The sequence below is a fragment of the Lysinibacillus sp. Bpr_S20 genome (assembly GCF_023337835.1).
Lineage (GTDB): Bacteria > Bacillota > Bacilli > Bacillales_A > Planococcaceae > Lysinibacillus.
The window spans coordinates 34,442-48,763 of sequence record NZ_JALNLQ010000008.1; the positions used below are offsets into that span (position 1 = coordinate 34,442).

At 36.3% G+C, this 14,322-nt stretch carries 12 protein-coding genes; 10 read left to right on the forward strand and 2 right to left on the reverse strand.

From position 1 onward, the window contains the following. Window positions 1-67: 67 nt before the first annotated feature. The gene (locus MWJ95_RS17815) at window positions 68-1,357 is read left to right on the forward strand and encodes an adenylosuccinate synthase (protein WP_249075321.1); all 1,290 of its coding nucleotides are present in this window, start codon (window positions 68-70) and stop codon (window positions 1,355-1,357) included. 646 nt (window positions 1,358-2,003) lie between these two features. On the opposite strand, the gene MWJ95_RS17820 is transcribed toward MWJ95_RS17815, so the two are convergent. Further along, on the reverse strand, window positions 2,004-2,816 hold the full coding sequence (locus tag MWJ95_RS17820; protein ID WP_249075437.1) for a YitT family protein: 813 nt from the start codon (window positions 2,814-2,816) through the stop codon (window positions 2,004-2,006). Between the two features lie 999 nt (window positions 2,817-3,815). On the opposite strand from MWJ95_RS17820, the gene yycF reads away from it, so the two are divergent. The 9 genes from yycF to MWJ95_RS17865 all read left to right on the forward strand — a co-directional run bounded on the left by yycF (window position 3,816) and on the right by MWJ95_RS17865 (window position 13,510). After that, on the forward strand, window positions 3,816-4,529 hold the full coding sequence (gene yycF, locus MWJ95_RS17825; protein ID WP_053482923.1) for a response regulator YycF: 714 nt from the start codon (window positions 3,816-3,818) through the stop codon (window positions 4,527-4,529). Window positions 4,530-4,535: 6 nt separating this feature from the next. Further along, window positions 4,536-6,401: a cell wall metabolism sensor histidine kinase WalK gene (gene walK / locus MWJ95_RS17830; protein ID WP_249075322.1), complete on the forward strand. Its 1,866-nt coding sequence runs from the start codon at window positions 4,536-4,538 to the stop codon at window positions 6,399-6,401. Next, the gene (locus MWJ95_RS17835) at window positions 6,398-7,714 is read left to right on the forward strand and encodes a YycH family regulatory protein (RefSeq protein WP_249075323.1); all 1,317 of its coding nucleotides are present in this window, start codon (window positions 6,398-6,400) and stop codon (window positions 7,712-7,714) included. Before walK ends, MWJ95_RS17835 begins: the two co-directional genes overlap by 4 nt. Then, window positions 7,701-8,528: a two-component system regulatory protein YycI gene (locus MWJ95_RS17840; RefSeq protein ID WP_249106868.1), complete on the forward strand. Its 828-nt coding sequence runs from the start codon at window positions 7,701-7,703 to the stop codon at window positions 8,526-8,528. Before MWJ95_RS17835 ends, MWJ95_RS17840 begins: the two co-directional genes overlap by 14 nt. Beyond that, window positions 8,528-9,316, forward strand: coding sequence for an MBL fold metallo-hydrolase (locus MWJ95_RS17845; protein WP_249075325.1), 789 nt, complete (start codon window positions 8,528-8,530; stop codon window positions 9,314-9,316). The genes MWJ95_RS17840 and MWJ95_RS17845 overlap by 1 nt, the downstream gene beginning before the upstream one ends. Window positions 9,317-9,561: 245 nt before the next feature. Further along, complete coding sequence (locus MWJ95_RS17850) at window positions 9,562-10,863, forward strand: S1C family serine protease (RefSeq protein WP_249106869.1); 1,302 nt, start codon at window positions 9,562-9,564, stop codon at window positions 10,861-10,863. Between the two features lie 342 nt (window positions 10,864-11,205). Beyond that, window positions 11,206-11,370 carry a CxxH/CxxC protein gene (locus MWJ95_RS17855; RefSeq protein WP_249075327.1) on the forward strand — a complete coding sequence of 55 codons (165 nt, stop codon included), beginning with the start codon at window positions 11,206-11,208 and terminating at the stop codon, window positions 11,368-11,370. A 90-nt stretch (window positions 11,371-11,460) separates the two neighbouring features. Next, window positions 11,461-11,940 carry a 23S rRNA (pseudouridine(1915)-N(3))-methyltransferase RlmH gene (gene rlmH, locus MWJ95_RS17860; RefSeq protein ID WP_249075328.1) on the forward strand — a complete coding sequence of 160 codons (480 nt, stop codon included), beginning with the start codon at window positions 11,461-11,463 and terminating at the stop codon, window positions 11,938-11,940. Between the two features lie 193 nt (window positions 11,941-12,133). Further along, complete coding sequence (locus MWJ95_RS17865; RefSeq protein ID WP_249106870.1) at window positions 12,134-13,510, forward strand: PD-(D/E)XK nuclease family protein; 1,377 nt, start codon at window positions 12,134-12,136, stop codon at window positions 13,508-13,510. A 55-nt stretch (window positions 13,511-13,565) separates the two neighbouring features. On the opposite strand, the gene MWJ95_RS17870 is transcribed toward MWJ95_RS17865, so the two are convergent. After that, the gene (locus tag MWJ95_RS17870; protein ID WP_249106871.1) at window positions 13,566-14,195 is read right to left on the reverse strand and encodes a hypothetical protein; all 630 of its coding nucleotides are present in this window, start codon (window positions 14,193-14,195) and stop codon (window positions 13,566-13,568) included. Between the last annotated feature and the right edge of the window lie 127 nt (window positions 14,196-14,322).

Sequence of the window (14,322 nt, forward strand, 5' to 3'; positions counted from 1 at the left end):
ATCATTGTTACAATAATTAACGGCTTAAAAATTGAGATACAAATCGTATCTAACGGAGGTGCTGACTATGACATCAGTTGTAGTTGTAGGAACACAGTGGGGAGACGAAGGAAAAGGTAAAATTACGGATTTCCTTTCACAAAAAGCCGATGCAATCGCTCGTTTTGCAGGCGGTGATAATGCTGGACATACTATTAAATTTGATGGCGAAACTTATAAGTTACATTTAATTCCATCAGGTATTTTCTATAAAGAAAAAACTTCAGTAATCGGAAATGGCCTAGTTGTTAATCCAAAGTCATTAGTGACTGAACTTAGAGGTTTACAAGAGCGTGGCATTGATACAGATAATTTACGAATTTCTAATCGTGCACATGTTATTTTGCCATATCATATAAAACAAGATATCGCTGATGAGGAAAGCCGTGGCGATCAAAAAATTGGTACGACTTGTAAAGGGATTGGACCATGTTATCAGGATAAAGTAGCACGTATCGGTATCCGTATGGCTGATTTACTAGACAAGGATGTATTTGAAGAAAAACTACGTCAAAATTTAGCAATTAAAAATAAGTTATTTGAGAAATTTTACGAAGTTGAAGGCGTAACATTCGAAGAAATTTTCGAAGAATATTACAACTATGGACAAGAAATCGCAAAATATGTAACAGACACATCGAAAATCCTAAATGATGTATTAGATGAAGGCGGCAAAGTGTTATTTGAAGGAGCACAAGGTATTTTACTTGATGTCGATCAAGGTACGTACCCATTTGTAACATCTTCAAATCCTGTTGCAGGTGGAGTAGCAATCGGCGCTGGCGTTGGTCCATCACGAGTTACAAGTGTTATTGGTGTCTCTAAAGCCTATACATCTCGTGTTGGTGATGGTCCGTTCCCAACTGAATTATTCGATGAAGTGGGCCAACAAATTCGCGAAGTTGGTCGTGAATACGGTACAACAACTGGCCGTCCACGTCGTGTAGGTTGGTTTGATACGGTAGTAGTACGTCACTCACGCCGAGTAAGTGGTATTACGCATCTTGCGCTTAACTCAATTGATGTTTTATCTGGCTTAGAAACAGTTAAAATTTGTACAGCGTATAAATATAAAGATGAAACGATTACTGAATATCCAGCAAATCTTCATATTATTGAACAATGTGAACCAATCTATGAAGAGCTTCCAGGCTGGTCAGAAGATGTTACAGGCTGCAAAACATTAGAAGAGCTACCTGAGAATGCACGTCGCTATGTAGAACGCGTGAGTGAATTAACTGGTATTGAAATTGCTACTTTCTCTGTTGGTCCTGCACGTGAACAAACGAACGTTTTAGTGGACGTTTGGGAAGCATAATAATTGAAATTAAAAAAGGACGTGCCATACGGTACGTCCTTTTTTTATACCAAATCTCTTTGCTGTTGCTGAATTTTTAGGTGAGAGATGACTTATTGCCCGTTAATGCAGGATATATTTTATGTATTCGAAAGTGGATGTTATGTTACATTTGAAGAAGCTATACTTTGCAAAGACATCTGTTACTGTCGCTTCGCTTTCGTACAAAGACAACTGTTACAACCTCTATTATTTCGCATATTAGAGTGATATGCAGAAGATACACTAAGTGAAATAGGTGATAGGAGTGAAGACTGAGCGACTCCTTGGGGATCAGCGATATAGAGGAACGAAGGCTAAAAGCATCACGTCCTGTGATAACGCCTTCGTGACCAACATCCTATTGGCCCGAGACCCTGCAGCGAGCAACGCGAGTGAAGTGGTTCATCGGACGCCCCCAGGAAGCTTTGCTCTGTGCGAAAGCGAAGCGGCAGCAACAATGTTTTATCTGTAGCGAAAGCGAAGCGCCAGCTACAAAGCGCTCAGTCGGAACGGAGATCACCCCCATTTTGTGCAAAAAAGCCAAATTTAATGTCGTAGAGGTTATAGTTTTTTATTTTTAGTAATATTAAAGAGGCGTGCCATATGCGGTACGCCTCTTTTGTCATTAGTGAATATCTCTCTTCTTGAAGCGACCACCTTTAACCTCTGCTATATTACCGATTGCTAGGAATGCATGATCATCAATTTCAGCGACAATTGTTTTAAGCTTGGATTCCTCTAATCGGGTAATGACGGTAAAAATAACTTTTTTATCGTTACCTGTATAAGCACCCTCACCATATAGGAAGGTTACGCCACGACCAAGTCTATCCATAATGGTCTGCCCAATTTCATCAATTTCATCACTAATGATATAAACGGATTTTGATTCCTCCATCCCTTGAATAACAATGTCAATGGTTTTATAGGCGATATAGTATGCCAAGATAGAGTACATGGCTTGTTCCCATGTGAATACAAACCCCGCTACCGCAAAGATGAGTAAATTAAAGAACATAATAATTTCACCAACGGAGAACGGTGTTTTTCTATTAAATAAAATAGCTAAAATTTCTGTCCCATCTAATGAACCACCATAACGAATGACGATACCGACACCAATACCTAAAATCATGCCTCCAAAAACTGTGGCCAATAGCGTATCTTGAGTAAATGAGTTTAGATTATGTAAAAAAAGCGTTGTTAATGAGAGAACTGTAATTCCGAGTCCTGTGGAAAGTGCAAAGGTTTTACCGATTTGTTTATAACCTAAAAAGATAAAAGGTAAGTTTAAAATGAAGATGAAAATACCAAGAGGTAAATTTAATAAATGAGAAGTGATAATGGAAACACCTACGATTCCACCATCCATAATGTGGTTTGGTACTAAAAATAGCTCTAGCCCCAGTGCCATAATAACAGCACCTAATGCTACCATAATGGTCCTAATTATAAGTTTACGAACGGTATTCTTACTTTGGGGTTTCCTTCCTTTAGGGGTTATTTCAGAGGTTTGCTTTTGCAAATCATTCAAATTAATCACTCCATTCAACTAGTACTTCTTACCTCTATTTTATCAGAATATTAAAAAAGCAAAAAGTCTAAAATTATATTGTCCAATATTTTATTTATAGCCTCGAAAATGGGAAATATGTAACAATCAGTAGAGAATTAATACATTTACATTACAAAAAGGTGAAAAAAGTCGAACCTTATTTTCTTTATGGTACAGTATAGAAGTGAAAAAATTCTATGCGTGTAAATATACTACCATGGATTAAAATTGGAATGGGATTTACGGTAAGCGTATGAGGATTAATCATACCATCGATTTATGGACGCCTATCATCAATTAATGTGCAAGTAGTGAAAAGGGTTCTGTAATAGATATAATGGGCTCTACTGGAGATTCAACAGAACTTTGAAGTGTATAAAAATAGTTCATTAGAAAATCCATGATCATATGTAGGGCATTAATTAGTTCAAGTAGAAGGCAGTCCAAAATAGGGCTGTCTTTTTGTATATTTTGTATATACAACTATGTTATTTCCCGAGAAATATTTGTCGAAATGTAGTTTAATATAATATCTATAATGTCATAGGATTTAGAATAATGCATAGAAGCTAAAAGCATGGTAGAGTTAGAGTAGTAACTTTAACTAATTTCAGCAAGTGTTTTAGTAGCGAAAGGAAGAGCCTGCTACAAATGTTTTATGTAGCGAAAGTGCAACGGCAGTTACAAAAGCCTCCCACCTCTAAAGATGGGAGTTGAATGCGAATTGAAGTTATTTTTCAGCAGGTGTCTGCTGAAATAGAGGAACTTAGTTTAAGAACGTCACGTTGGCCCAAAGCTGAATCTGGACGAAATTATGCTAAGGCAAAATGGATAAATACACAATCGTTTAAAAATAGATAAATAGCGAAAGGGAGAGAAAATATGGACAAAACCATTTTAGTTGTTGACGATGAAAAACCAATCGCAGATATTTTACAGTTTAATTTAATAAAAGAAGGTTACAAAGTTATTTGTGCTTATGATGGAGATGAAGCACTAGAGAAGGTTGAGGAAGAGCAACCAGATTTAATGCTTTTAGATATAATGTTACCTAAGCGTGATGGGATGGAAGTTTGTAGAGAAATACGGAAAAAATATGACTTTCCTATCATTATGTTAACCGCAAAAGGCTCTGAGATTGATAAAGTATTAGGATTAGAAATGGGCGCAGATGATTATGTGACAAAGCCATTTAGTACACGTGAGCTTATTGCGCGTGTAAAGGCAAATATGCGTCGCTTACAGGTAGTAGCTCCTACTGCTGAAGAGGTTGAAGAAGAATCCAATGAAATTGTAGTAGGATCCCTTGTTATTCAGCCAGATGCTTACTTAGTATTGAAGCGTGATGAGGCAATTGAATTAACACATAGGGAGTTTGAGCTGTTACATTACTTAGGTAAGCATATTGGTCAAGTAATGACGCGTGAACATTTATTACAAACTGTGTGGGGCTATGACTATTTCGGAGATGTACGAACAGTAGATGTAACAATTCGACGTTTACGGGAAAAAATAGAGGACAATCCTAGTCATCCAGCTTGGATTGTAACACGCCGTGGTGTAGGGTATTATTTACGAAATCCTGAACAGGAGTAAAAAGGAATGCAGAAAGTTAGCTTCTTTAAATCAATTCATGTCAAGCTGGTACTAATTTACATTTTACTAATCCTACTTGCTTTGCAAATAATAGGAATCTATTTCGCGCGTGAATTAGAACAAAATTTAAAAGACAACTTCCGACAATCCATTTTTCAACGTGTTGATTTAATGCAATATAGCATTCGTGAAGAAATGTTAAAAGAGCGCGATGAAAGTATGCCATCTCTTGAAGAGAGCTTGAAAACGATTGTCATGGAATTTTCCACAGGGTTGAAGGAACTTTCTAAAGGAGATATTTTAGAAATTCGTGTCATCGATAATAGGCAGCGTATTCGTGCCACATCTGAGATAGACAATCAAAGTTTGATTGGACAGCGCTCGAATAATGACCTCGTACGCCGTGCTATCTCTGCAGAAACATTATTTGAAAACATTAAACTTGATAATAAAACAAGAAATCGAGTTTGGGTGTTAGCTTCGCCAATTCGAGATGGCGCAGGACCTGATGATGAAATCATAGGGGTACTCTATATTGAGGCAAATATTGAATCTGTTTTTGAACAAGTGAATGACATTAATCGTATTTTCCTCGGTGGTACAGCCGTGTCCTTAGTGATTACGATCTTTTTAGGAATCTTAGTGGCACGAACAATTACACAGCCAATTTCAGATATGCGTAAGCAAGCTCAGGCGATGGCAAAGGGTAACTATTCTCGAAAAGTGCGGGTTTATGGTACAGATGAGATAGGGCAGCTTGCTATAACCTTTAATCATTTAACGAATCGCTTACAAGAGGCACAGTCTACTACAGAGGCAGAGCGGCGAAAGCTCGATTCGGTCCTTAGTAATATGACGGATGGTGTTATTGCAACAGATCGAAAAGGCCGTATCATTCTTATTAATGATCCTGCACTAGAGCTGCTGCATATTTCGAGGGATATTACATTAGGTCGTCCGATTGCATCTGTTTTAGGTATTGACCAAGAGTATAGTTTTGAGGATTTAATTCACATGAATGATGCGGTGAATTTAAATTTCAGTACAGCAGACGCACCGTATATTTTACGTGCGAATTTCTCTGTTATTCAAAAAGAAACAGGCTTTATTAATGGTCTAATTACCGTACTGCATGATATTACGGAGCAGGAAAAAATAGAGATGGATCGTAGGGAGTTTGTTTCAAATGTATCACATGAGTTACGGACACCTTTAACGACGATGCGTAGTTATTTAGAGGCGTTAGCAGATGGTGCATGGAAAGATGAAAATATTGCTCCAACATTTTTGAATGTCACTCAAACAGAGACCGAGCGTATGATCCGCTTAGTGAATGACTTATTACAGTTATCACGAATGGATAGTTCAGATTATGAGTTGAATCAAGATATTGTTCTATTCAATTCATTCTTTAACCGTATTATCGATCGTTTTGAAATGTCTAAGTCTGACAAAGTGATGTTTGAACGTTTATTCCCAGAGGCATCTTATTATGTAGAAATTGATACAGATAAGGTGACACAAGTCATCGATAATATCATTTCCAATGCTATTAAGTATTCACCAGATGGAGGTAATATTCGCTTTGGATTTACAGCACAAGGGGATATGCTGAAGGTTATGATTTCTGATGATGGTATGGGTATTCCTAAGGAAAATGTAGGACGTATTTTTGAGCGTTTCTATCGTGTAGATCGTGCTCGGGCCCGCTCTATGGGAGGCACTGGTCTAGGACTAGCTATTGCCAGGGAAATGATTGAAGCTCATGGCGGTAAAATATGGGCTGAAAGTGAAGAAGGACATGGAACAACGGTTTTCTTCACATTACCACTTAATTTAGATGATTTTGACGAGGCAGGTGAGTGGGAATGAAATATATAGAGCCAGTTAAATCAGTTGTTTTATTCCTACTCGTTATTCTAAGTGTAGTTTTAACGTTTATCATTTGGACATACACGCCAGATTATAAATTTATTGAACAGACTGAAGGAAAAGAAGTTCTCATTGGACCACAAAAAAGAATGGAAGATGTTATTCGTCCTTATAAAGCTATTTACCGTTTTGATAAGGAATTTACCGGAACAGTATCTAATGGTGCAATGGTAGATCTTATGGAGGCATTTCAGGGGTGGAATGTCCTAGATTTAGAGCCTATTGACAATAATCTTAAGGCCGACACTGTAAACGAGATGATTCGTACTAATAAATACATGACTGTCTTTTTCCCTGGTGAGATTCCTTACTCTGCCTTTAACTCCATTTTTCAGTTCGCTGATAAGGAGCTACCTGAAACGACCTTTAACCGTATGATTATAGATTGGAGTAATTTTAACAATAAAGTGTTACAGGTGTTTTTCATTAGTGGCAATAATGAATTATTAATGCGTTCACGTGTAAGTCTAGAAAATGCTAATCAATTTGTAAGAACTATTATTGAGCCAGCGAAAACATACGGCACATTTAAAGAAGTAGAGCGAGATGGCTTTACCTCACTATATATTGCAAATGATAAAATTGAATCGGCAAAATATACGTATTTTAACGAAGAAAAGCCTGAAGTATTTAAAAATGTGTTATTTACAAATCCAAATAATGTCCTGCGTACTGATGAAAGTGAAACTACTGAAAAATATCAGGATGGTATGTCGCGGATGCTCATTGATTCGAATGTGAAATCATTGGCCTATGTAAATCCGGCTGCAGAAAGTAGTGTAAGAATAGAGCCTTCCAAGCTCTTGACGGATAGCTTTGAATTTATCAATGAACACGGAGGTTTTACAGATGATTATCGCTTAGTATCAACAAGTACAAGTAATAATCAATTAGAGTATCAGCTCTATTTACATGGATTACCGATTTATAGTGATCAGGCTATAAATCGAATTACAACTGTTTGGGGAGATAATCGAATTTTCCGCTACAAACGTCCATACTTTTCTTTTGAGAAAGATATTGAACAAGAGATGAAAGAACTTCCGTCAGGACCGGAAATCATCGAAAAGATTAAAAAGCTAAATAACATTGATTTATCAGATGTAGATGACATTGTTGAGGGTTTCTATTTAACTCATAATAATCAAAGTACAATAGTGACATTAGAGCCATGCTGGTTCGTTATTCGTAACGGTGTATCGACGAAACTGACACCTGACTTATTAGGGGGTGTCAACAATGGATTGGAATAGAACAAAATCTATTTTTATATTCGTTTTTTTAATCTTAGATATCTTCTTATATTCAATGTATGTAAATCGCTATAAAGAAGCCCAGAGTGTAGAAATACTAGGTGAAAAAACAATAGAAGCCCGTTTAAAAGATGATAATATTACGTATGGACCACTGCCGAATAGTAATGAAACAGCTACTTACATTATAGGCAAAGCGCATCATTTTAAAAATAATGCTATCAATGACAATCAGCGAGTAAGTTTTCTTGATGATAAACAAGCGCATTTAAAAGCTATTTTTATCAATCCTGTAAAATTACGAAATATTAATGATGATGCAAGCCTTACCGATTTTGTCCATACAAACGTTAAAGATGGAGATTCTTATGCATTATGGAAGGTAGATCGTGAGGAACGAGTCGCAATCTTCTTCCAAAGGAAAAATAATCGAATTTTTTATTACAATGAAAGTGCTCTATTAAAAGTACAGTGGAATTTAGATAATGAAGTGGTCATGTATGAGCAGACAATGATTGATAATATCGAAGAAATGGAACAACAGGAAACGGTCATACCACCACTTCAAATTTTCCAGACACTTTATAATAAAGGGCTATTAAAATCAGAATCACGTATTAAGCAAGTAAAGTTAGGTTACTCGACATTTAGTAATTTAACACAAACACAAGTGTTGATACCAACATGGGAAGTACAAGTGGAGTTACCGGACGAAGAAATAGAAGAGTATTTCGTTGATGCTATCGATGGAAAAATCATTGAAATCCAAGGAGACAATCAACTAGGTGAAGAGGAAGACTGGGGAGTTGAATAATGCAATTTAGTGTTTTAGCAAGTGGCAGTACAGGAAATTCGATTTATGTAGAGAATGATGATCATGCATTTATTGTTGATGCAGGTCTTAGTGGTAAAAAAATGGAGCAACTATTTACAAAAATCGATCGCGATATGAAACAGCTAAGTGGCATTTTCGTTACACATGAGCATAGTGATCATATTAAGGGAATAGGTGTATTGGCACGAAAATATAATGTACCTGTTTATGCTAACGCCAAAACCTGGCAGGCGATGGATGGGCTAGTAGGGGATATACCTTTAGAACAACGATTTGAATTTGAGATGGATAGTGTTAAGCACTTTGGTTCATTAGCGGTTGAATCCTTTGCCGTATCACATGATGCAGTAGATCCAATGTTTTATAGCTTTCATGAAAATGGGCGAAAGCTTGTTGTAATTACAGATACAGGCTATGTTAGCGACCGTATGAAGGGAATCATTCGAGGTGCTGATTCCTTTGTATTTGAAAGTAACCACGATGTGAATATGCTACAAATGGGGCGTTACCCATGGTCTATAAAACGTCGTATTTTAAGTGATGTAGGGCACGTTTCAAATGAGGATGCAGCTATAGCAATGAGTGACGTAGTATTTGAAAAACCAACAAATATTTATTTATCGCATTTAAGTATGGATAATAATATGAAAGAGCTTGCGCGCATGAGTGTTACACAAACTTTGCAATCCTGCGGCATAATTGTCGGTGAGTATTTAAATTTATTTGATACAGATGCAGAAGAGCCGACAAAATTAGTTACCGTTTAAAAGCATTGTTTTCTGTAGCGAAAGCGAAGCATCAGCACCAAACCTATTACGAACGTGATTACGCCGAGGCACGTATACAATAAAAAAATAAAGCTTTAATGAGGCTGTTCAATCACATTTTATAGAAAATGCGTTGAGCAGCCATTTTTATGTCCATTTTATTTATTTTTCATCTGATTTTAATGTTTGAATTGTAATATTAGGGTAACAACTAACAAATACTAATAAGGGAAAGGATGAGGAAAATGGGCTATTTTCAAGATGATGATAAAAACGATGATCGTATAAACAATGATGAAGTACAGAAGTCACCTCTTCAGGAGCGACTCGAACAAGAGGAGCGAGAAACGCAGGAGAAGCGTCATAAAAAGAGAGGCGGTGGCGGAGGAAAAGGTGGCTATTTATTTACCGGTCTTATCGGCGTTATCATAGGTGCTTTACTCGTCTGGCTCATGCTACCTGGACTTGTCAATCAAATGCCAGGTACAACGACAAGTAGCGCAGGTCATAAAAATGAAACAACCATTAATCAAGTTGCAACTGAAGTGACAACTGATGTAACGAAAGCAGTAGATAAAGCTTCAGGGGCAGTTGTAGGAATTACGAATATTCAAGAAGTGACAAGTGGAGGATTCTGGAGTCCACCATCTTCATCAGAACAGCCTGCAGGAAGCGGTTCAGGTGTTATTTATAAAGTTCAAGGTGATAAAGCCTTTATCGTGACAAATAACCATGTTATTGAAGGGGCAAAACAGTTAGAAGTAACAATGCCAGATGGAACAAAAGAAGTAGCACAATTAGTTGGTCGCGATGTTTGGACAGACCTAGCTGTTATTTCAATCAGCTCTAAAGATGTTAAGACAGTAGCGAAATTTGGTAGCTCAGATGTATTAAAACAAGGTGAAACAGTAATTGCGATTGGTAACCCACTGGGCTTAGAATTCTATGGCTCTGTTACTACAGGTGTTGTTTCTGGTAAGGATCGTTCTGTACCAGTTGACATAAATGGTGATGGCAATATAGATTGGCAGCAAGAAGTATTACAAACAGACGCAGCCATCAACCCAGGTAACAGTGGTGGTGCACTTGTAAACCTTGCTGGTGAATTAGTCGGCATTAACTCCATGAAAATTGCACAATCTTCTGTTGAAGGTTTAGGCTTCTCGATTCCAATTAACTCAGCAATCCCAATTATTGAGGAATTAGAGAAAAATGGTGAAATGAAACGTCCAACAATGGGTATTTCATTATTAGACTTAACAGATGTTCCGTCATTCTATCAACAACAAACGTTAAGATTGCCAAAAGACTTAACAACAGGTGTAGTAATTACAGATGTTGTGACGAACTCTCCGGCTTCAAAAGCAGGCGTTAAACAATACGATGTAATTGTTGAAATGGATGGGCAAAAAATCGAAACAGCAATCGATTTACGTAAACATCTATATAACGACAAAAAAATTGGTGATAAATTAACGATGAAAGTATATCGTCAAGGGAAATTAGTGGATCTATCACTAACATTAACAAATAGCGATTCTTTATAAATAAAAAATCAGTGGGGATGATATGATCTCCACTGATTTTTTTTTGGGGAATCTAAGTTTGAGCTAATGTTAATTAGTTTATACTGGGTGACTCTTTAGGGATCAGCGGATATCCCTTATCAGAACGTAAATTAATCCTACGATGATTGAATTATTAAGAATGATTTAGAAAACATTGTGGATAACTAGAAAATTGTGAATAATAACATTAACATAGCGAGTGGCGGTAGGAAGCCTATTCTTCCATACTCGCTTGTCCTTTGTTACAATAGATTGTGGATAACATAGACTGAATTGTGAATAAGTTTGTGGAAATTTCGGAAAATAAAAAGAGGTGCAAAAATGGAAAAATACAGCTGTGAAAACCATATAGAACACGCTTTAGACATGTTTGTGGCAGAGCAAAAAGAGTTCCCAATTATGGATAAAATAGAAGAGGGTAAAAAGTTATCCACAAAATGTAGCTACTGTGAACTACCTGCGGAATATCTTGTATCAAGTAAATAACTTTACACAAGATATAGGAAACGCCTGTGGATATGTTGATAACTTTTGTGGATAATTTGTTTGTAAATGAATTGTAAAGGTGGATAACGTGTGAATATAACGATTGTATCAGTCGGAAAACTAAAAGAAAAGTACTTAAAAATGGGAATAGATGAATACGTAAAACGTCTCGGTGGCTATGCAAAAATGGATTTAATGGAAGTACCAGATGAAAAAGCACCCGAGCAGCTAAGCGAAGCAGAAATGGAAATCGTAAAGAAAAAAGAGGGTGAACGTATTCTATCTAAAATTAATCCAGATACATACGTTATCGCCTTAGCTATTAACGGCAAAATGAAAACCTCTGAACAAATGTCGGCAGATCTTGAATCCCTTATGACTTACGGTAAAAGTAAAATCGCGTTTGTCATTGGTGGCTCCCTTGGTTTACACGATGACGTGTTGAACCGAGCTGATGAGCTACAATCCTTTGGAAAGATGACATTACCACATCAGCTAATGAAGCTTGTTTTGGTAGAGCAAATTTATAGAAGTTTTAGGATTATGAAGGGTGAACCGTACCATAAGTAAGTGCTTTATCTATTAATAATAGCGTAAACTTTTTTGTCAATATCTTTGATTAGTACGTAAAAACAGCTATAGTAAACTGATTCATAAGGAAGTCCTTTTTTCTGCGAATTGTGTGTAGTAACTTAATTCCATAAAAAGGGCTTTTTTTTTATGTTTTCTATTTACAATAAAAATTAGTAGGAGGAAAAATGTGATGAAATCCCTTAAACGGATGCTTTATGAACTTACGATGGATAAAGATTTTGTTGCGTTAAAATTTTTAATTGATCGGCCGAATGTGTTTCATGTTGTCGGAGCGACTCATCTTGAAACTTGGCATTCGAGGTTTTTATCGTGGCTTTTAAATCCGACAGAGAGACATATGTTAGGCTATTATCCTTTTCAAAGATTTTTAATGGTCGTAGCAGAGTCGGCTGATGATAATATTGATGATATTACCGATATTGCTATGCTAAATGTAAATAAATTTCGTAGTCCTGAGGTAATTGCAGAAAAGGATATAAATAAACTAGATATATATGAAGCAGAGGAAGAATCGGAGAAAAATGATGAAAAAGGAAGGCTTGATGTCTTTTTCAAAGTAAATATCGTTGATGAAAAAGAGAAAAATACTGAACAAAAATTAATCCTCGCTGTAGAACAAAAGGTATATGCAAGAGTGGACGTAAATCAATGCGATAAATACTTACGAAAATTTGAGGAGACTTTTAAAGATGATAAGTTTCTACTTGTGGGGTTAGTCCCAAAAAGCCAAATGAAAGAATCGAATGAAGCGACTTTTGGGAGTTCTAGATGGATTGGAATTGATTATCAGCAACTAGTAGACATTGTTCTAATGCCTTGTTTGGATAATCCAGACTTAAATATATATGCCAAACCTATTATTCAACAGTATGTAGACGCGTTACGGATGCCATATAAAAATAAACGTGAAAAACTAGCTACCATAGAAGAAGAAAGAATTTTGGTTCGCTCTATCAACAACCGATTTGAAGATGTTATTAAAGCAATTACGAAAATATCCAACGATAAAGACAGTGATGAAAGAGACTATGTAAAGATGGTCGTAACAGAAACATATGGTGATGTGTTTAGAACGATTCGATGGATCCTAGATGAAGAAAATGATGTAGATGAATTATGGAATTTCTCCTCTCCATTCCAAAGAACTATCCATAAAAGATGGGATGAGCTAACCATTACCATTACGCATGAAGGAAATGAAATAGCCATAAATGGCGAAAATGTTCCGGAACTTTGGAATAAGACATTACGATGGATTGAGGAACAAGGTCTCCCATTAAGACAACTAGTTGATGAAGGTATTATTCTTGGGAGCGGTGACCGTGGAAAACGGTATGCAATAGCGATGAAACCAGTCCATTTGGATAGAAGGGCATTTACTACCATTCGTGAGTATCAATCTATTTTAACAGGTGAAGTCTATTATATAGAAGCGAAAATCAACTCTAAAAGTGCTATGCAAACCATTACTAAACTATTAAAAAAGCTGGGTGTTGAGGTTGAAACACCGCTGTTAGAGAGCAGTGGGATGTTCGTCAATATTTAAGTGAACAAAGAACCACCTAGAACGTTGGAGTGTCAGCGTTTTAGGTGGTTTTCATTTATCCAAATTCAATAATGTCAGTTTTAATAAATGAGGGTAGTAACTTTTGTACATCTTCTAATGTTGAAAAGCGATTTTCGTTTGAAAAAATATCTGTACCTTTGAAGTCATGACTAAATAAAAAAGCAGTTGTTGGTTCGTTAAAATGAATGCAAATGGTCTCCTCTATCGAAGCATCTATCCCATCTGTACATTTCGCGTCCCAAATTTTGCTCTCTATTATAAACGTGTCTTTTCGATTTGACCAAATAGAGCTCATATTATAATTATGCTGCCAAATCATGATAGGAATTAGGCGTATTAGTTCTTGATGATTTATGACAGTAATCATTAAATACGTGCTCTTTTTTGATTGATAAAATACTTCAAATGGTAGCTGTGCATCATGTAATTCTTGTTTTATCTCTTCAATAATTTTTCTATCACTCTGCTCGAATAAATAATAAAGTGGAAATGGGGCTAAGCTTTCTGTAAATAGAGCAAGTTGTTCGTCTGTATAGTCTGGATAATACATCTCGCCAATATTAATGGCATATTGAATGCCTTCATTTATAAAAAAGTGATAGCCGCCAGTTGAAGGTTCATTTTCATAATACTTTTTGGGTAAAAAGCCAATCTTTAAATTCATTACAATCACATCCTTAGATTATAGTATAAATCTGATTGAAAAAAACCGCATTTATCCATGTTACGGAGAACCGTGTCACAAGAGATAGTAAAGCAGAAATTTGAACCTATTGTTTGAAAGAATGAAT

What these genes read in the sequence shown, in the direction of transcription:
- MWJ95_RS17815 (WP_249075321.1), top strand. Translation starts at nt 68, where the DNA reads ATGACATCAGTTGTAGTTGTAGGAACACAGTGGGGAGACGAAGGAAAA.
- MWJ95_RS17820 (WP_249075437.1), bottom strand. Translation starts at nt 2,816, where the DNA reads ATGGTAGCATTAGGTGCTGTTATTATGGCACTGGGGCTAGAGCTATTT.
- yycF (WP_053482923.1), top strand. Translation starts at nt 3,816, where the DNA reads ATGGACAAAACCATTTTAGTTGTTGACGATGAAAAACCAATCGCAGAT.
- walK (WP_249075322.1), top strand. Translation starts at nt 4,536, where the DNA reads ATGCAGAAAGTTAGCTTCTTTAAATCAATTCATGTCAAGCTGGTACTA.
- MWJ95_RS17835 (WP_249075323.1), top strand. Translation starts at nt 6,398, where the DNA reads ATGAAATATATAGAGCCAGTTAAATCAGTTGTTTTATTCCTACTCGTT.
- MWJ95_RS17840 (WP_249106868.1), top strand. Translation starts at nt 7,701, where the DNA reads ATGGATTGGAATAGAACAAAATCTATTTTTATATTCGTTTTTTTAATC.
- MWJ95_RS17845 (WP_249075325.1), top strand. Translation starts at nt 8,528, where the DNA reads ATGCAATTTAGTGTTTTAGCAAGTGGCAGTACAGGAAATTCGATTTAT.
- MWJ95_RS17850 (WP_249106869.1), top strand. Translation starts at nt 9,562, where the DNA reads ATGGGCTATTTTCAAGATGATGATAAAAACGATGATCGTATAAACAAT.
- MWJ95_RS17855 (WP_249075327.1), top strand. Translation starts at nt 11,206, where the DNA reads ATGGAAAAATACAGCTGTGAAAACCATATAGAACACGCTTTAGACATG.
- MWJ95_RS17865 (WP_249106870.1), top strand. Translation starts at nt 12,134, where the DNA reads ATGAAATCCCTTAAACGGATGCTTTATGAACTTACGATGGATAAAGAT.
- MWJ95_RS17870 (WP_249106871.1), bottom strand. Translation starts at nt 14,195, where the DNA reads ATGAATTTAAAGATTGGCTTTTTACCCAAAAAGTATTATGAAAATGAA.